The sequence below is a fragment of the Rhodopseudomonas sp. AAP120 genome (genome assembly GCF_001295845.1).
Taxonomy (GTDB): domain Bacteria; phylum Pseudomonadota; class Alphaproteobacteria; order Rhizobiales; family Xanthobacteraceae; genus Rhodopseudomonas.
The window spans coordinates 38,524-55,973 of sequence record NZ_LJIC01000170.1 but is presented as its reverse complement, the minus strand read 5'-3'; the positions used below and the strand labels follow the sequence as shown (position 1 = coordinate 55,973).

General features: G+C 64.2%; 15 protein-coding genes. 5 read left to right on the top strand and 10 right to left on the bottom strand.

The features are described 5' to 3' along the window. Positions 1–9: 9 nt before the first annotated feature. The 3 genes from IP86_RS23915 to IP86_RS23905 all read right to left on the bottom strand — a co-directional run bounded on the left by IP86_RS23915 (position 10) and on the right by IP86_RS23905 (position 3,619). Complete coding sequence (locus IP86_RS23915) at positions 10–2,211, bottom strand: RNA degradosome polyphosphate kinase (protein WP_054164932.1); 2,202 nt, start codon at positions 2,209–2,211, stop codon at positions 10–12. A 137-nt stretch (positions 2,212–2,348) separates the two neighbouring features. Continuing rightward, positions 2,349–3,026, bottom strand: coding sequence for a P-loop NTPase family protein (locus IP86_RS23910; RefSeq protein WP_054164931.1), 678 nt, complete (start codon positions 3,024–3,026; stop codon positions 2,349–2,351). Between the two features lie 47 nt (positions 3,027–3,073). After that, positions 3,074–3,619, bottom strand: coding sequence for a CDP-alcohol phosphatidyltransferase family protein (locus IP86_RS23905; protein WP_054164930.1), 546 nt, complete (start codon positions 3,617–3,619; stop codon positions 3,074–3,076). Positions 3,620–3,882: 263 nt separating this feature from the next. On the opposite strand from IP86_RS23905, the gene purM reads away from it, so the two are divergent. Both purM and purN read left to right on the top strand, forming a co-directional pair. Then, the gene (gene purM / locus IP86_RS23900; RefSeq protein WP_054164955.1) at positions 3,883–4,956 is read left to right on the top strand and encodes a phosphoribosylformylglycinamidine cyclo-ligase; all 1,074 of its coding nucleotides are present in this window, start codon (positions 3,883–3,885) and stop codon (positions 4,954–4,956) included. A 4-nt stretch (positions 4,957–4,960) separates the two neighbouring features. After that, a complete protein-coding gene (purN, locus tag IP86_RS23895) occupies positions 4,961–5,611 on the top strand; it encodes a phosphoribosylglycinamide formyltransferase (RefSeq protein ID WP_254982842.1) in 651 nt (216 codons plus the stop codon). A gap of 56 nt (positions 5,612–5,667) precedes the next feature. Here the strand turns inward: purN and IP86_RS23890 are convergent, their stop codons facing one another. Beyond that, complete coding sequence (locus IP86_RS23890) at positions 5,668–5,871, bottom strand: cold-shock protein (protein ID WP_054164928.1); 204 nt, start codon at positions 5,869–5,871, stop codon at positions 5,668–5,670. Positions 5,872–6,377: 506 nt separating this feature from the next. On the opposite strand from IP86_RS23890, the gene IP86_RS23885 reads away from it, so the two are divergent. Further along, on the top strand, positions 6,378–7,166 hold the full coding sequence (locus IP86_RS23885) for a Crp/Fnr family transcriptional regulator (protein WP_054164954.1): 789 nt from the start codon (positions 6,378–6,380) through the stop codon (positions 7,164–7,166). Positions 7,167–7,239: 73 nt separating this feature from the next. Here the strand turns inward: IP86_RS23885 and IP86_RS23880 are convergent, their stop codons facing one another. Further along, positions 7,240–8,070, bottom strand: coding sequence for a TerC family protein (locus tag IP86_RS23880; RefSeq protein WP_054164927.1), 831 nt, complete (start codon positions 8,068–8,070; stop codon positions 7,240–7,242). A 71-nt stretch (positions 8,071–8,141) separates the two neighbouring features. Then, a complete protein-coding gene (gene ndk / locus IP86_RS23875; RefSeq protein ID WP_054164926.1) occupies positions 8,142–8,564 on the bottom strand; it encodes a nucleoside-diphosphate kinase in 423 nt (140 codons plus the stop codon). Between the two features lie 163 nt (positions 8,565–8,727). Here ndk and IP86_RS23870 point away from each other — a divergent pair, with 163 nt between their 5' ends. Further along, positions 8,728–10,605: an ABC-F family ATP-binding cassette domain-containing protein gene (locus tag IP86_RS23870; protein ID WP_054164925.1), complete on the top strand. Its 1,878-nt coding sequence runs from the start codon at positions 8,728–8,730 to the stop codon at positions 10,603–10,605. Between the two features lie 76 nt (positions 10,606–10,681). On the opposite strand, the gene IP86_RS23865 is transcribed toward IP86_RS23870, so the two are convergent. Continuing rightward, positions 10,682–11,179, bottom strand: coding sequence for a hypothetical protein (locus IP86_RS23865; RefSeq protein ID WP_245290720.1), 498 nt, complete (start codon positions 11,177–11,179; stop codon positions 10,682–10,684). 11 nt (positions 11,180–11,190) lie between these two features. After that, positions 11,191–11,937 (bottom strand): S1 family peptidase, encoded by a 747-nt coding sequence (locus tag IP86_RS23860; RefSeq protein ID WP_054164924.1) that lies wholly within the window; start codon positions 11,935–11,937, stop codon positions 11,191–11,193. A 259-nt stretch (positions 11,938–12,196) separates the two neighbouring features. Between IP86_RS23860 and IP86_RS23855 the strand changes: the two genes are divergently transcribed. After that, positions 12,197–12,379 carry a hypothetical protein gene (locus tag IP86_RS23855; protein ID WP_054164923.1) on the top strand — a complete coding sequence of 61 codons (183 nt, stop codon included), beginning with the start codon at positions 12,197–12,199 and terminating at the stop codon, positions 12,377–12,379. 347 nt (positions 12,380–12,726) lie between these two features. Here IP86_RS23855 and IP86_RS23850 read toward each other — a convergent pair whose 3' ends face one another. Both IP86_RS23850 and IP86_RS23845 read right to left on the bottom strand, forming a co-directional pair. Then, positions 12,727–14,214 carry an efflux transporter outer membrane subunit gene (locus tag IP86_RS23850; RefSeq protein ID WP_054164922.1) on the bottom strand — a complete coding sequence of 496 codons (1,488 nt, stop codon included), beginning with the start codon at positions 14,212–14,214 and terminating at the stop codon, positions 12,727–12,729. Next, entirely contained in the window at positions 14,211–17,438 is a 3,228-nt protein-coding gene (locus tag IP86_RS23845) for an efflux RND transporter permease subunit (RefSeq protein ID WP_054164921.1), read from the bottom strand. The genes IP86_RS23850 and IP86_RS23845 overlap by 4 nt, the downstream gene beginning before the upstream one ends. Between the last annotated feature and the right edge of the window lie 12 nt (positions 17,439–17,450).

Here is a 17,450-nt window from a genome sequence, read left to right as displayed (position 1 = left end):
CGCTGTTCCTCAAGTGGAGGTGTTGCGCTCCGAACGGCGCGTAAGGCGCCGCGGCGAGGATTCCTTGAGCGACTTTCCACGGCCTGACAGACTCGGATTGGTCATGAAGTAGTTGTGCACATTGAAAGGCTCCTCGCCCTTCGCCGCCTTCATACGCGTGGACGATCCGTCCGGCAACAATTGCCAGCTCTGCTCGGTATCCTTCAGGTTCGCCACCATAATCTGTTCCAGCACCTGCTGGTGAACCGTCGGGTTCTGCAACGGGCACAGGATCTCGACCCGGCGGTCGAGGTTACGGGGCATCATGTCGGCAGACGAGATGTAGACCGAAGCCTTGGCGCTCGGCAGGCCGTGACCGTTGCCGAAGCAATACACCCGGCCGTGCTCCAGAAAGCGCCCGATGATCGATTTGACACGGATGTTCTCAGACAGCCCGGGCACGCCGGGGCGCAGGCAGCAGATGCCGCGTACGATCAGATCGACCGAGACGCCGGCCCGCGAGGCTTCATACAACGCGTCGATGATGTCCGGATCGACCAGTGCGTTCATTTTGAGCCAGATCGCGGCGGGTTTGCCATGGCGGGCGAACATCGTCTCGCCGTGGATGTGCTCGAGCATCCGTTTGCGCAGCGTCAACGGTGACACCGCCATCTTTTCGATGTCGCTCGGCTCGGCGTAGCCGGTGATGTAGTTGAACACCCGGGCAGCGTCGCGGCCGATGATCGGATCGGACGTGAAGTATGACAGGTCCGTATAAATACGCGCCGTGACCGGGTGATAATTACCCGTACCGGTGTGCACATACGTCGTCAGGCTGCCGCCCTCGCGGCGCACGACCAGCGACAGCTTGGCGTGAGTCTTGAGTTGCAGGAATCCGTACACCACCTGCACGCCTGCGCGTTCGAGATCGCGCGCCCAGCGGATGTTTGCTTCCTCGTCGAACCGCGCCTTCAGTTCGACCAGCGCGGTGACCGACTTGCCGGCCTCCGCGGCTTCGGCGAGCGCGCGGACGATCGGCGAGTTGTTGGAGGTGCGGTACAGCGTCTGCTTGATCGCCACCACGTCCGGATCGCGCGTTGCATGCTGCAGGAACTGTACAACCACGTCGAACGACTCGTAGGGGTGATGGACGATCAGGTCCTTCTGCCGGATCGCCGCAAAGATATCGCCGCCATGTTCGCGCACCCGCTCCGGATGCCGCGGCACGTAAGGCGGGAATTCGAGATCGGGGCGATCGACGCGGGTCAGTTGGGAGAGCTCGTTCATCGCCAGCACGCCGTCGACCAGCAGTACCTCGTCATCGGACGTGGTCAGCGCGCGCTGCACGAATGCGCGCAGTTCTTCCGGCATCGTAGCGTCGACTTCCAACCGGATCACCGATCCGCGGCGGCGGCGCTTCAGCGCGGTCTCGAACAGTCGGACGAGGTCCTCTGCCTCTTCCTCGATTTCGAGCTCGCTGTCGCGGATCACTCGGAACGACCCCTGCCCCTTGACCAGATAGCCCGGGAAAAGCCGTCCGATGAACAAGGAGGTCGCCTGCTCGAGCGTGATCAGCCTGACGTTCTGGTCCTTGCCGTTCGGCGGCAGGCGGATGAAGCGGTCGATCTTGCCGGGCATACGGATCAGCGCATTCATCGCCCTGCCGTCGGTGATCCGGGAGAGCTGCAGCCCGATGGTGAAGCCGAGGCTGGGGATGAACGGGAACGGATGCGCCGGATCGATCGCCAGCGGGGTCAGCAGCGGGAAAATGTTGTGGAGGAAATGATCCTCGATCCAGGTCCGTTCCGCTTTGTTGCAATCGCGGCCATCCAGCAGAAGGATCCCGCTTTCCGCAAGGACGCCGCGAAGGTCCCGCCAGATCGCCTGCTGGTCCGCGGCCAGACGAGACACCGCCTCGTTGATCAGCACCAATTGCTCGGCAGGGGTCAGCCCGTCGGGGCTGCGTTCGGTGATGCCTTCGCGGACCTGCGCCTTGATGCCGGCGACGCGGACCATGAAGAATTCATCGAGATTGTTGGCGGAAATCGACAGAAAGCGGACGCGCTCAAGCACCGGGTGGTGCGGATTCACCGATTCTTCGAGCACCCGGCGATTGAAATGCAGCCAGGACAGCTCGCGATTGATGAACCGCTCCGGTCCGGCCGCCACCACCGAAGCCGGCTCGGCCTCGCCTTTTTTCTCTTCTATTGTAATGATTTGGTCGGATTCCATGAGAAATCGGGTCCACTGTCCTAACGAGCGGGATACCGCAGCGCGGCGGCGCGACAATGCTGCAAACGTAAGACGTTTCCATGACATTGAGCGGCGCGCAGAACATGTCGTCAAGCGGCGCCGGCGCACCCCGGCGTTCAGCCCTCGCGCAGAACCTCTGCGGCGAGCGCGCGCGTCACGGGCCGCCCGAGGCGCAACGCTTCAGTATCGAGCAGTTCCACCGTCCGGCGCGCTGCCGCGAAGGAGCGGTCGATCCGCTTGGCCAGATAGCCGACCAGGTTGGCATCGATACTCATCTGTCGGTCGGCACAGAACTTGACGATCAAAGCCCGAAACAGCGCGTCGTCGGGCGCCAGCAGGCTGACGACCGGCACGGCACGCAGCCGCGAGCGCAGGTCGCGCAGTTCCGGCGGAAATGCCGATGGCGCCAAGCGCGCGGTGATCAGGACGAAGGCCTCATCCTCGCGTGCCAGGTTGATGAGATGGAACAGGGCCCGCTCATCGAAGCTTCCCGGGACCAAGTCCTCGACCACCAGCGCGCCGGTAGCGAGTTCTCCAGGCACATTCGCTGGCGTCAGCGCATGTGCCGAGGTCGACCTGGCGCCGGCCAGTTCGGCCCAGATCGAGGCCAGATGGCTCTTGCCGCTGCCTTCTGGACCGACCAGCAGCATGATCCGGTTCGGCCAGTCCGGCCAGCTCTCGATCAGTTTGAGCGCCGCGGTATTCGCCGTCCCCTCGAGGAAATCCTCGCGCGACAGGCTTTCGCCGTGCGGCAGGTCCAGGGCCAGTTGTCGGGGTTGTACGCTGACTGCCACGGGGGTCGCTCCATGCCGGCCCGCGTGTCGCGACCGGCCGACGCGTGTCAGCGACCAGGCTCGATCGTGCTCATGTGCCGCGTCCACTCCACGAGATAGAGGGAGACCGAAAGCAAGGTCAAGACCGTCACCAGGACCATGAGAATAACGTCGTAGGGCGCCGGCTCGATCCCGAAGCCGAGCGTGCCGAGCACGAGTGCGGCGAACCCGACCTGCGCCACGGTGTTCAGTTTCGAGACCATCAGCGGTTTCATCGGCACCGGCTTGCCGAACAGCCACGACACGATCACGGCGCCGACGATCATGATGTCGCGCGACACAACCAGGATCACGAGCCAGCGCGGAATCGCGCCCCAGATCCCGAGCGAGACGTAGATCGAGACAAGCAGCGCCTTGTCAGCCAGCGGGTCGAGCAGCGCGCCGAGTTCGCTTGCCATGTTGAACCGCTTGGCAAGGAAGCCGTCGACGGCATCGCTCACGCCAGCGATGACGAAGATCGCGAACGCCACCGCCATTTCATTCGACGCGATCGCCCAGACAATGACCGGCACCAGCAGAATACGAACAAGCGTAATAATATTCGGAATGCTCACGCGACGGTCCCGGCTTGCACCCCAGATCCGGCCAAACTCACGAAGTTTCCACGGCAGCCGGGGCCGGTTGTCTACATAGACCATGCTGGGTCAGCTTGCGAGCCATTGCGCGCCGGCGAAATCCGACGTAACCACCCCAAAACCATCGTTCGGGCGCGAACAAGCGGGACTTAGGTCTAGCGCGACCGGCGGTCACCAATGGCGGCGGCTTGATGCCGGGCGGCACGCCTGCCGCGCAGCGCCTTTTTCTGCAGGAGCCGGCCATGACCGAGCGCAAGCACGGCCTCACCTACGCCGATTCAGGCGTCGACATCGACGCCGGCAATCGTCTCGTCGACCTGATCAAGCCGATGGTGCGGGCGACCGCGCGGGCCGGCGCCGATTCCGAGATCGGCGGCTTCGGCGGCCTGTTCGACCTCAAGGCCGCCGGCTTCAAGGATCCGGTTTTGGTGGCGGCGACCGACGGGGTCGGCACCAAGATCAAGGTCGCGATCGAAGCCAAGCTGCACGCTGGCATCGGCGTCGATCTGGTGGCGATGTCGGTCAACGACCTCGTCGTCCAGGGCGCCGAGCCGCTGTTCTTTCTCGACTACTTCGCCTGCGGCAAGCTCGATCCCGAGGCGACCGCCGAGATCATCGCCGGCGTCGCCGAAGGCTGCCGGGAATCCGGCTGCGCGCTGATCGGCGGCGAGACCGCCGAAATGCCGGGCCTCTACAAGGACGGCGACTATGACCTCGCCGGCTTCGCGGTCGGCGCTGCCGAGCGCGGCACGCTGCTGCCATCCCCCGACATCGCCGAAGGCGACGCGGTGATCGGCCTCGCCTCCTCCGGCGTGCACTCCAACGGCTTCTCGCTGGTGCGCAAGATCGTCGAGAAGTCCGGTCTGCCCTATGACGCGCAGGCGCCTTTCTCGCCGGTCATGACGCTCGGCGGAGCGCTGCTGGCGCCGACGCGGCTCTACGTGAAATCCTGCCTGCACGCCATCCGCACCACCGGCGCGATCAAGGGGCTGGCGCATATCACCGGCGGCGGCTTCACCGACAACATCCCGCGCGTCCTGCCGAAGCATCTCGGCGTCGGCATCGACCTGCCGCGACTGCCTGTGCTGCCGGTGTTCAAATGGCTGGCCGAGCAAGGCGAGATCGCTGAGCTCGAACTGCTGCGCACCTTCAACTGCGGCATCGGCATGATCGCGATCGTTAAAGCCGACGCGGTCGACTCCGTGACCGAAGCCCTGACCAGCACCGGCGAAAGCGTGCATCTGCTCGGACAAGTGATCGCCGCCAAGGGCGAACATCGCGTCGTCTATGATGGTCACCTCGATCTGTCGTGGTGATGCCGTGAGCAAGCGTCGTGTCGCCATCCTGATTTCCGGGCGCGGGTCCAATATGGCCGCGTTGATCGAAGCCGCCGCCGAGGATGGATTTCCGGCCGAGATCGCCGTGGTGATTTCGAACACGGCCAGCGCCGGCGGTCTAGCGATCGCACAGCGCAGCGGGATCGACACGCTGGTGATCGAGAGCAAGCCGTTCGGTAAGGACCGCGCCGGTTTCGAAGCCGTACTGCAGGCCGCGCTCGACGAGCGCAACATCGAGCTGATCTGCCTCGGTGGCTTCATGCGGCTGTTCACGGCAGATTTCGTGAACCATTGGAATGGCCGGATGCTGAACATTCATCCGTCGCTGCTGCCGTCGTTTCCCGGGCTCGATCCGCACGGCCAGGCGCTGCGCGCCGGCGTCAAGATCTCCGGCGCGACGGTGCATTTCGTCATCGCCGAAACGGACGCTGGTCCGATCGTGATGCAAGGTGCAGTGCCGGTGCACGACGACGACACGGCAGATGCGTTGGCGGCTCGCGTCCTCGCGGTCGAGCACCGCATCTATCCCAAGGCGCTACAGCTGGTGGCCTCCGGCCGCACGCGGTTCGAAGGCGACCTTTGCAAATCGACCTCGAATGCCGTCAATGATCAGGCGCTGATCGTCCCAGAGTGAAGGCCAGCGCGAAGTGCGGATCGCCACACGTCCGCACGCGCCGGGAAGAGCACCTATCAGGAGACCTTCAAGTTCTCCGCCGACGTCTTGCCGCGGTTCTCGACCAGATCGTACTCGATGCTCTGGTTTTCGTTCAGCGTACTTAACCCGGCGCGCTCGACAGCGGAAATGTGGACGAATACGTCCTTGTCACCGGTGGTCGGACGAATGAAGCCGTAACCCTTGGTCGGGTTGAACCATTTGACGGTGCCCTTGTGCATCGCCTGTCTCCTGTCTGGACATAAAAAAGACGCGGCGCGCTAACTGCGTGCCACGCCACACACGGCGACCCAAGGCCTGCTGAATTTCCAAGTCACGAAACATCAAAGCCGAACGGCCCAACTCCGAATGCGCATCAATTGCAACACGATTTTGTAGGCTTAGCAAGTCTTGCGCGTGCTGCAGAAATAAGCGCCGATTGGTTGCGCCGGATAGTTGAACTGATTACTCCGTCGGCGCATCGCCATGCTGCTCCGCGGCATGACGCGCAGAATGCGCGACACCGTCCGATTTCCGGTCGAAATGATCGAAAAACAGGCGGCAATCGTGCAGGCGTGCGAGAGGGCCGTGCGCGGAAGATCGGTGCGGGTTCCATAACATGCGACAATTTTGAACAGCTGCCGCGATGTTCATGCACCGTACAGTTGACTACTGTCCCGTCCATGAATCGGCTGCGCCGGTTCCCTTCGCCCTCCACTCACCCGCGCGCAAGGAGACCGTCCTGATCGTGTCCAGCGACATTCAAAGTTCCCCCATCACGGTTAAGAACCGCATTCTGGCGCAGTTGCCGCCGGATGATCTGCTGGCGCTCCAGCCGATGCTCCGTCCCGTCGATTTCAGGGGCCGGGCCGTGCTGCAGGAAGCCAACCGCCGCGTCGAATACGTGCACTTCATAGAGCAAGGTCTCGTCTCGCAGGTCGCCGGAACCCGCACCGACTATGTCGAGACCGCGATGGTCGGTGTGTTCGGCTACGTCGGCGTTCCTGTGGTGCTCGGCAGCCCGATCGCTTCGCAGCGTTCGATCGCTTCGATGCCGGGAACCGCTCTCCGCATTTCCGCAGCGGACCTCACCGCTGTCCTGGCAGACCGGCCACATATCCGCGAGCACCTACTGCGCTACGTGCAGGCCTTGATCGCGCAGAACACCCAGAGTGTGCTGTGTGCGGCTCGCCACGAGATCAACCAGCGCCTGGCGCGTTGGCTGCTGCTCGCCAACGACCGCATTCAGAGCGATATTCTTCACATCACCCACGAACTGCTTGCCGCCAGCCTCGGCGTGCGCCGCGCCAGCATCACCAATGCCCTGCTGCAATTCGAAGCCGAGGGTATCGTGCAGAAGACTCGCGGTGCGGTCCGTGTCATCGACCGTCCCGGCCTCGAAAACCGTGCCTGTGATTGCTACAGCGTGGTGCGCGACGCTTATGCATGGACGCAGGACACCCACGACGGGCACTCCCATGCCGGTTGCAGCCATGGCCATGGCGGGCAGGACGACATCATCGCTGGAACCGCGTGACCGCTTGCCCCGCGCCGCCAGGCCGGCGCGGGTCTCTGCCTCCCGGGGACCGCCATGCGCGCGCTGGGGACGATCAGGTCGGCTTGGCCGCCTCAGCGCCGCCGAGCGAGACCCGCCGCCAGATGGCGCCGGCGACCAGGACCAGCACCGCGCCGAGCAGCGCGAACAGATATTCCCCGACGTTGCCCGGCACTGCGAAATCGGTGGTGAGCCCGACCGTCCGGAACAGCCGGTCGATCTGCGCGCCCGGGCCGTCGAACACCACCATCAGTGGATGAATCGCCGGATCGGTCGCGATCACCTCGCCGGCGATCCAGCCGAGCAACGCCGCGCCCAGCCACACCAAAAGCGGTAGCTTCTCCAAAACCAGCATGATGAGCGCCGCGCCGGCGACGATCAGCGGCACGCTGATTGCGAGGCCGAGGATCAGCAGCGGCACACTGCCATTGGCGGCGGCCGCCACTGCGATCACGTTGTCGAGGCTCATGATGATATCGGCGGCGACGACGATCTGCACCGCGTGCCATAGATGCTTGCCGGACTTGACGCTGTCTTCGTCTTCGTCGTCCGGCACCAGCAGCTTGGCGGCGATCACCAACAGCGCAAGACCGCCGATCAACTTGAGATAAGGCCACTCCATCAGGGTGGCGACGATGCCGGTGAAGATGATGCGGAGTAAAACCGCGGCGCCCGCGCCGAGGATCATGCCCCACAGCCGGTGCTGGGCATTGAGGCCGCGGCACGCGAGCGCGATCACCAGCGCGTTGTCGCCGGAGAGTAGAACATTGATCCAGATGATTTTGCCGACGGAGAGCCAGAACGCAGGCTGATGGATGTCGCTTTTGAACTCGGCGACCAGACCTGACAGGGCGGCGGGATCAAAGATGCTTAGAACCCAATCCACAGCCCCTCACCGCGCTTGAAGAATGGCCGCGGCCGCTCTTCAGCGGGCCGCGACCATGGTCATTATAACCTTCAGCCGACGATTTCGTTGCCGGCGAAGAATTGCGCGATCTCGATCGCGGCGGTTTCCGGAGCGTCCGAGCCGTGCACCGAGTTTTCGCCGATCGACTTGGCGTGCAGCTTGCGGATGGTGCCGTCGGCCGCCTTCGACGGGTCGGTGGCGCCCATCACGTCGCGGTACTTGGCAATCGCCCCCTCGCCTTCGAGCACCTGCACCACCACCGGGCCGGAGGTCATGAAATCCACCAGCTCGCCGAAGAACGGGCGTTCCTTGTGGACGGCGTAGAAGGTCTCAGCCTGGCCGCGGGTCATATGGATGCGCTTCTGCGCGACGATGCGCAGGCCGGCCTTTTCGATCAGCGCGTTGATCGCGCCGGTGATGTTGCGCTCGGTCGCGTCGGGCTTGAGGATCGAGAAAGTGCGCTGAATCGCCATGGAAGGTCCTTGAAAGCTAGGGCTGGAGTGAGTTGCGCGGCTTATATCGGCGCGGCCGCGGTCCGGCAAGCAGGAGCCTGCGGCAGCCGGCAGAATCGCGCCCGACTTCACATTCGCCGCCTCCCCGGTTGCCTTTGGCCGCCGTCCCGGTCAAAACCCGCCAATGCTCACCCTCTCCGACATTTCGGTCCGGATCGCCGGACGGCTGCTGATCGACCAAAGCACGGTGCAGATCGCGCCCGGCGCCCGGGTCGGCTTTATCGGCCGCAATGGCGCCGGCAAGTCGACGCTGTTTCACGCCATCCGCGGCGAGCTCGCGACCGAGACCGGCCGCATCACCATGCCGCCGCGCTGGACCGTCGGCAGCCTTGCCCAGGAGGCACCGAACGGGCCCGAAACGCTGATCGAAGTGGTGCTGAAAGCCGACCTCGAACGTCACGCGCTGCTGGCGGAGGCCGCGACCGCGCACGATCCGCACCGCATTGCGGAGATCCAGACCCGGCTGGTCGATATCGACGCGCATTCGGCCCCGGCGCGGGCCGCCGCGATCCTCAGCGGCCTCGGCTTCTCGGCGGCGGACCAGGCACGCTCCTGCTCGGAATTCTCCGGCGGTTGGCGGATGCGGGTGGCGCTGGCGGCGACGCTGTTCGCGGCGCCCGACCTGCTGCTACTCGACGAGCCGACCAACTACCTCGATCTCGAAGGCACGCTGTGGCTGGAGGATCACCTCGCCAACTATCCGCGCACCGTGATCGTCATCAGCCACGACCGCGACCTGCTCGATACTTCGGTGAATGAGATCCTGCATCTCGACCGGGGCCGGCTGGTGCACTTTCGCGGCACCTATTCGGCCTACGCGGAATTCCGCGCCAACAAGGAAGCGCTCGACGCCAAGAACGCCAAGCGCGAGGAAGCCCGGCGCAAGCACCTGCAGGCGTTCGTCGACCGCTTCAAGGCCAAGGCCTCGAAGGCGCGCCAGGCGCAGTCGCGCGTCAAGATGCTGGAGAAGATGAAGCCGGTCGCACGCCTCGTCAGCGACGACGTGCCGGACATCGTCTTCACCCCGCCGGAGAAGACGCTGTCGCCGCCGATCCTCGCGGCCGACAACGTCACGGTCGGTTACGATCCGGCGCATCCGGTGCTGCGCAACGTCACACTGCGCGTCGACACAGACGATCGCATCGCACTGCTCGGCGCCAACGGCAACGGCAAGTCGACGCTAGTGAAGCTGTTGGCCAATCGACTGGCGCCGTTCTCAGGCTCGGTGACCCGCGCCGACAAACTATCGGTCGCGTACTTCGCGCAGCACCAGCTCGACGAACTCAACCCGGACGGCTCGCCCTACGACCACATCCGCCGGCTGATGCCGGATGCGCCGGAGAGCAAGGTGCGGACGCGGGCCGGCACCATGGGCTTTTCCGGCAAGGCCGCCGATACGCTGGTGAAGAGTCTGTCGGGCGGCGAGAAGGCGCGCTTGTTGCTGGGGCTCGCGACCTTCTTCGGCCCCAACATGATCATCCTCGACGAGCCGACCAACCATCTCGACATCGACAGCCGCGCGGCGCTCGCCGAGGCGATCAACGACTTTCCTGGCGCCGTGATCATGGTGTCGCACGACCGCTATCTGATCGACGCCTGCGCCGATCAGCTCTGGGTAGTGGCCGATCACAAGGTCAAACCCTATGACGGCGATCTCGACGATTATCGCCGCGCCGTGCTGTCGTCGCGCGGCGGCCGTCCCGCGCGCGATCCGAAGGAGCGCGGCGACGGCGGCGCTGCAGCCAAGCCGGCGCAGCCGCGGGCCAAGAAAGCGGTGCCACTGAAGCAGCGCATCGCCGACGCCGAATCCGAGATCGAGCGCATCACCGGCATCATCGAGAAGATCGATGCTGCGCTTGCGATTCCGGACCTGTTCACCCGCGACCCCAAACAAGCTGCCCAGCTCGCCACCGCCCGCGCCAATGCCCAGGCGGCGCTGCACAAGGCCGAAGAGCAATGGCTCGAAGCCAGCGCGGCGCTCGACGAGCCGCAAGGGTCGTGAAGCAAGCGTCGTGAAGCAAGACCGTTCGGCACGCTGATCGCTGTCGAACGACGCGCAGGCCGAGCGCGCGCTGTTGCTACTTCTTCAGGTTGAGCGAGAACTGCAAATTTAACGGCTGCAGCATCTCCGGCGGTGGCGGCTCACCGATATTGCCGCGGGTCAGGATAGTGCGCAGATCGGCTTCGGCGCTTGCGTCCTTCAGGGCAGGAAACGCGACCCGCTCGACGGTGCCGTCCGGGTTGAGCCAGGCCCGCACCACCAACACCGACGGTGGCCCGTCCGGCTTGCCCGCACGTTCGATCACATAGGTACGAAATCGATTCGCGACCTGCTCATCGGCGCCGATCCAGGACTCGAACCGGTACTGAACCAACTTGGCGAACTGCGTCCAAGACGGCGGAGCAGCGGCGGGATTGCGATAATCGATCGACTGCGCCCTCGCCGGCGGCGCCACATCGGCGCCCTGCCAGACCGCGAATATGCAGGATGCCAACAGGCAGATCCGAGGCAGCAATAGGCCCATGACGCGCATCATCACTCCCTCTCCAAGATCGCCTCGATCCGGCAGCCGCACACCATCTACGTTCAATCTTGCAAGCATGTGACCCGCGCCGAAATCGACGCCGCGCGGTGCGCGCGCGAGCCTCCGCCGGCAAGCTGAGGCCGATCGTCTTCGTTCAGCCTCATGCCATGGCTGCCGAGGAACGTCTTGGCTTCGGCCACTCCAACCGCCTGCACCCGATTCATCGAACTTCGGCGGCTGACCACGCCTTCGACCAGACCACGACTATCCAGCACCGGAGCTCCGCTGGTCCCGAAACTCGCGCTGGATTCCAATTCCAGCGTTGCTCCCGCGCCTCCGCTGCTTGCCACCGCCGCATTCGCGAGCGTGCCGCCCCGCGCGATCAGGGATGGCAGATTGTCGTAGGACGCCGCGAACATCAGATCGCTGGCCGAAACCGACGACTGCCGTGGAAACACTGCAGCCAGTCCGAGCGTCTTCGGCACCTTGATCAGCGCGAGATCCGCGCGCGGCGACAACGCCACCACACGTGCCGCGACAGACCGACCTTCCTTGGCAACGATGACGCGTGCGCAATCTTCGACCGCATGGCGGGCGGTCAGCATGTGCCCCGCCCCATCGACGAAAAAAGCCGTGCCGGTCTTCTCACGGCGGAAGGTGCTCGGCTCGGCCGTTCGCGTCAGCCGCTGCGGCTGCTGCCGCTCCACGCCCCATTCTGCAAAGTTGCTTGGAAACGACGATTGCCCAACGGCAGGCAGCGAGGCAACCGCGCAGAAACCCATGATCAGAAACAGACGACGTCCCATCATGGTGCGGATTCTTTCCTGCAGCGGCCGGCGGACATTCCCGCAAGCTACTGGCAATAGCCTTCGCGGCTGTCAACGTCAGCAAGGCCCGTCTGATCGCGTAGTAGCGGCGGTTTAGCCGACGTGTGCTCGAAGGGTCACTTGCCCGGATCAGCGTCGGATGTCGGACTGGCCCCATGACAAATTCCGTCAGGAAACTTGTCGACGCTCCCGTGTCGCAATATGTTCACGGACACATCATCATAACTCTGACGAGGCCTGTATGGCGGACGAACTTCGCGAGCCAGCATCGAAGCAAGAGGCATACCTGTCGGCCATCCGGCAGGAATTGGACACGTTCGAACGCCGCGAGCGCGACTTCCGGGCGCAGGGCCGAAGGGAACAGGCTCAGCACTTGACGGAACGCTTTCGTCTCCGCGGCAGCGATTTCGCCTCGATCGACTAGCCGTCCTCGTTCAGCGACGGCCAAGCGCCATTGTGCGACCGGGGCGAGCACGGATCAGGCACGACGATGCTGCCGCCCCCGATCGCTCGATCGCGGTATAGATCATGGCCGCTCGAGGTTCGTCTTTTCTTCCTCGGTCAGAACACTCGGGGCAGCAAACGCGATGGCGCCCCAGAGAACCATCAAGATCTGGAATCTCAGGACAAGCGACACGGCGATAATCTGACGTTGCTGAAGCGATGCTTTTCCACGCGAGAACGATCACCATAGCGACGGCATTTTACATTAAAATGTCATCTGCAAGCGTCTATCCCTCATGAAGCGGCGGTCCGCTGGCCGCGACGACGTCAGCCATCCAGCACACAACTACGCCAATCCGCCGCTTTGCAATCACGCGGCCAACCGCCACCGATCGCCATGAACAGCGCGACGGCATCCGAGAGCCGCGTTGCTTCGGCCTGTACTCGCGTGATCGCAGCGTTGAGATAGGTCTGCTGCGCGTTCAGGACCGCGACCTGATTGACCTGTCCCAGCGTGAGCTGCTGCCTCACGATGTCGAGGCTGGCGTGCGCCGCGGTCTCGGCTTTGATCGCGGAGCGTACGAGCCGGGCGTCGATGGCCAGGCTCTGCAACGCATCCGCCACGTTTTGCAACGCCGAGATCACGGCCTGCCGATACTGCGCATCGGCCTGTCGTAGCCCAGCCTCGGCGGCGTGCTGCTTGTTGAGCAGCGTCATGCCGTCGAAAATCGGCTGGGTAGCGTTGGCGGCGAGAACATAGAAGCCGGTCCCCGGCGCGAACAGCTGCGCGAATTTGTAAGCGCTGGCGCCGGCGGTACTGCCGCCGATCGCGATGTTCGGTAGCCGCGCCGCGACGGCGACGCCGACCTGAGCGCTGACCGCGTGCAGATTGGCTTCGGCTGCTCGCACATCCGGGCGATGGCGAACCAGCGTCGCCGGCAGCAGGACGGGGATGTCGCGCGGCAGAGCGAGTTGCGCCAGCTCGAAGCGCTGCGGAATTCCTGCGGCCGACGGCTCGCCGGCAAGCGCGGTCAACAGGTCGCGCTGGATCGCGAGCTGTTTCTCCAGCGGCGGCAGGGTTTGTTCGACCTGGGCCAGCGCGGCCTGCTGGCTGAGCACATCGACCTGCGCGGCCTGCCCGGCTTCGAACTGCGATTTCAGGATGCGCAGGATGTCGCGTTCGATGGTGACGATCCGCTGCGTCGCCGCGATCTGGCCGCGCAGCGACGCTTCGCCCACCGCCGCGGTGACGATGTTGGCGGTGAGCGACAGATGCGCCGCCTCCAGCTGGAAGTGCTGCTGTTCGGTCACGGCGTCGAGACTCTCCACCGCGCGCGCATTGGCACCCCAGACGTCCAGCGTATAGGCAATCGTCAGCTGGGCGGTGTGCAGCGAGTAGCGCTGCTGCGGAACGTCGGACGTCTCGAAGTTCGACGTGAGCTGCGTCGACGGGCCGTAGCTCGCCGCCAGCTGCGGCAAGTACAGCCCCCGCTGCGCCAGAGCGTTGTACTGTGCGAGCTTCAACGCGGCATCGGCGGCCTGCAGCGACGGATTGTTGGTGACGGCCGCCCGGATCAAACGATCGAGCGGATCCGACCGAAAGGCCGACCACCATCGCGTCGGGATATCCTCGGCCACTACGAATGATGTCCCTGCGTCCTTACCGCCAATCGCGGCCGGCAGGGCCGCCGCGGTGTAGCGATCCACCTTTGGCGGCGCCGGCTGGACAAAGTCGGGTCCAACCGCGCAACCGCCGAGCAACACGCAGACCACCATTACCGCCAGGCCGACGCAGCCCTGACCGCCCATTCTCATGACTGTTGCTCCGGGGCCGTCTCGACATCGGTCCGAGGTGCGCCGACCGCATCGCGAAGAAACAACTGGCGCAGCGCCGGCGCTACCACCAGCAGCAACAGCGGACCGATGAACATGCCTCCGACCACGACGGTGGCCAGCGGGCGTTGCACCTGGCTGCCGATATCGTGCGATAGCGCCGCCGGGAACAAGCCGACACCGGCCGACAGCGCCGTCATCAGCATTGGACGCATCCGCTGCTCGGAAGCCTGCAGCACCGCATCGGCGGTCGAGACGCCCGTCGCACGCAGTTCGCGCACGTAGGTGATGTTGAGAATGCCGTCCATCACTGCGACGCCGAGAAGCGAGATAAAGCCGATCGCGGCCGACACGCTGAAATTCAATCCGGTCAGATACAGCGCGATGAGGCCGCCGCCGGCTGCGAAAGGGATGCCGACCAGCGCCAGCAGGCTCTCGCGGATGGTGTTGAACAGCGCGTAAAGCAGCACGAACACCAGCAGCAGCGTGATCGGAACTACAATCAGCAACCGCGCCTTGGCATCCTGCAGATTGTCGAATTCGCCGGACCACACCAGCCGATAGCCCTCCGGCAGTTGAACCGCCGCGGCGACACGACGCTGGGCCTCCTCCACCGTGCTACCGAGATCACGGTCGCGCACGCTGAACTTGATCGGAATGTAGCGCTGGCTTCGCTCGCGATAGATGAAGGACGCGCCGGTATCGAGCGAGATCTCAGCCAATTCGCTGAGCGGGATGTAGGCGTTCACGCCGCTCGGCGTCGCATAGGCGACCTTGAGCTCGCGGATGGCATCGACGCTCTGCCGAAACTTGGGATCCAGCCGGACCACTACGCCGAACTGTCGATCGGCCTCCAGCACGGTCGTGGCCGTACTGCCGCCGACTGCCGCCTGGATCACCGAATTGACGTCGCCGGTGTTGAGGCCATAGCGCGCCGCTCGTTCGCGATCCACCCTGATATTGAGATTGGGCTGGCCGAGCAGATGAAACACGCCGAGGTCGGCGACGCCGCGGACCTTGGCCATCTCCTGCATCACCTTGGTGGCGAGCCGCTCCAGCACGTCCAGATTGGGACCAACGATCTTGACCGAGTTGGCGCCCTTCACCCCGGACAGCGCCTCCTCGATGTTGTCCTGGATGTATTGGGAGAAATTGAAAGTGACGCCGGGCAGTTCGGCCTCGAATTCCTTTTGCAACTGATCAGCCAGCATCTCCTTGGTCAGCCCCGGCGGCCAATCCGCGAACGGCTTGACCGGCGCGAACAGCTCCACATTCGAGAACGCTGATGCGTCGCTGCCGTTGTCCGGTCGCCCGTGCTGCGACACCACGGTTATCACCTCCGGATGCCGCAGCAGGATCTCGCGCATCTTGCGGACATAGATCGTGCCCGCGTCGAGCGACATCGTCGGCGGCATCGCGGCCCGAATCCAGAAATTGCCCTCCTCCAGCGCTGGCAGAAATTCGCTGCCGAGGCGCGTCGCGGCCAGGCCGGCGAGTGCGAGAAACACCAGGCCAGCGATCACCGCGAGCTTCACGCGACCGAGCGACCAGCGCAGCACCGGTTCATAAAGCCGGCGCAGACTGCGGACGATTATCGTCTCGTGCTCTTCGATTCTCGCCGGCAGCAGCAACGAGGCCAGCACCGGCGTCACCGTGAATGTCGCGATCAACGCGCCGGCAAGCGCATAGCCATACGTCCGCGCCATCGGGCCGAAGATCTGCCCCTCGACACCCTGCATGGTGAACAGCGGCACGAAGGCGGTGACGGTGATCGCGGCCGTGAACAGCACCGCCTTGTCGACCTGCAGGGCGCTGGCGAAGATCATCCGCGGCCGTTCAGTCCACACCGGGGCGGACTCGTCACCGCCCGCCCTGTTGCCGCGATCACCCAGCGCCGCCAGCATGCGCTGTTGCTGCACCAGCGGCGATTGCAGATTGCGGAAGATGTTCTCCATCATGATCACCGCCGAGTCGACGATGATGCCGAAATCAACGGCTCCGAGTGACAGCAGGTTGGCGTCCTCTCCCCGCAGCACCAGGATGATGATCGAGAAAAACAATGCGAACGGAATATTCGCGCTGACGATCAGCGCGCTGCGCAGATCGCCGAGAAAGACCCACTGGATGAAGAACACCAGTAGGCAGCCGAACACCAGGTTGTGCAGCACCGTATGCGTCGTCACCGCAACCAGCGCGCTGCGATCGTAGTACGGCACGATCCTGACGCCGGGCGGCAGGCTGCCGTCGCTATTGAGCTTCTCTACCTCGGCTTTGACCCGCGGCACGATGTCGTTGGTGTGCTGAGTCCGCCCCATCACCACGATGGCGGCGGCGACGTCGTCACTCTTGTCGCGGCCCGCGATTCCGAGGCGTGGTACGAAGCCGACCGACACCTTGGCCACGTCCTTGACCTGGATCGGAAGCCCGTTGCTTTGCGTCAGCACGACGTTCTCGATGTCGCGAACCTTGTAGCCGCCGGCGATCGTCTCGTCCCCGCCGGTGTCGATCAGCCCAATGCCGCGGATGTTGACCGATTGCTGGCCGATGGCGATCTCGCGCGCGCCGACATTGATGTTGGCGTTGCCGAGCGCGGAGACCAGCTGCGGCACGGTGATGTTATAGGATTCGAGCTTCTGCAGATCGGCATCGACGTTGAACTGTTTGGTGGTGCCGCCCCACGCGTTGATCTGGACCACGCCCGGCACCGTCATCAGCCGCCGCGCCACCACATAGTCCTGCACCGTGCGCAGATTGGTCAGGCCGTAATTCGGTGGTCCGACCAGCTGATAACGATAGATCTCGCCGACCAGACTGGACTGTTGGATGGTGGGCACAAGATTGTTCGGCAGCGTGATGTTCTGGGTGATCGAGTTGGCCGTTTGGGTCAACGCGAAGTAGTAATCGATGCCGTAGCGGAAGGTGATGCGGACAAACGACAGGCCGTAGAACGAGGTGGAGCGGATGTTCTCCACGCCCGGCGTTGGATACAATCCGACCTCCATCGGAATTGTGTAATACTTCTCCATTTCTTCGGCCGACAGTCCTGCCGCCTGCGCGGTGATCTCCAGGATCACCGGCGCGGGATTGGGATAGGCCTCGACGTTGAGCCGCAGAAAGGCGGCGATGCCGGCGCCCGTGAACACGACCAGCGCCAGCACGATGATCGCCTTCCGGGTCAGGCAGAATTCGAGGAGACTCTTGAGCACAAGGACCGCCGT

Coding starts and splice junctions, on each gene's coding strand:
- IP86_RS23915 (WP_054164932.1), bottom strand. CDS start 2,211: ATGGAATCCGACCAAATCATTACAATAGAAGAGAAAAAAGGCGAGGCC.
- IP86_RS23890 (WP_054164928.1), bottom strand. CDS start 5,871: ATGCACAAGGGCACCGTCAAATGGTTCAACCCGACCAAGGGTTACGGC.
- IP86_RS23850 (WP_054164922.1), bottom strand. CDS start 14,214: ATGAGAATGGGCGGTCAGGGCTGCGTCGGCCTGGCGGTAATGGTGGTC.
- ndk (WP_054164926.1), bottom strand. CDS start 8,564: ATGGCGATTCAGCGCACTTTCTCGATCCTCAAGCCCGACGCGACCGAG.
- IP86_RS23855 (WP_054164923.1), top strand. CDS start 12,197: ATGGCGGACGAACTTCGCGAGCCAGCATCGAAGCAAGAGGCATACCTG.
- purM (WP_054164955.1), top strand. CDS start 3,883: ATGACCGAGCGCAAGCACGGCCTCACCTACGCCGATTCAGGCGTCGAC.
- IP86_RS23860 (WP_054164924.1), bottom strand. CDS start 11,937: ATGATGGGACGTCGTCTGTTTCTGATCATGGGTTTCTGCGCGGTTGCC.
- IP86_RS23870 (WP_054164925.1), top strand. CDS start 8,728: ATGCTCACCCTCTCCGACATTTCGGTCCGGATCGCCGGACGGCTGCTG.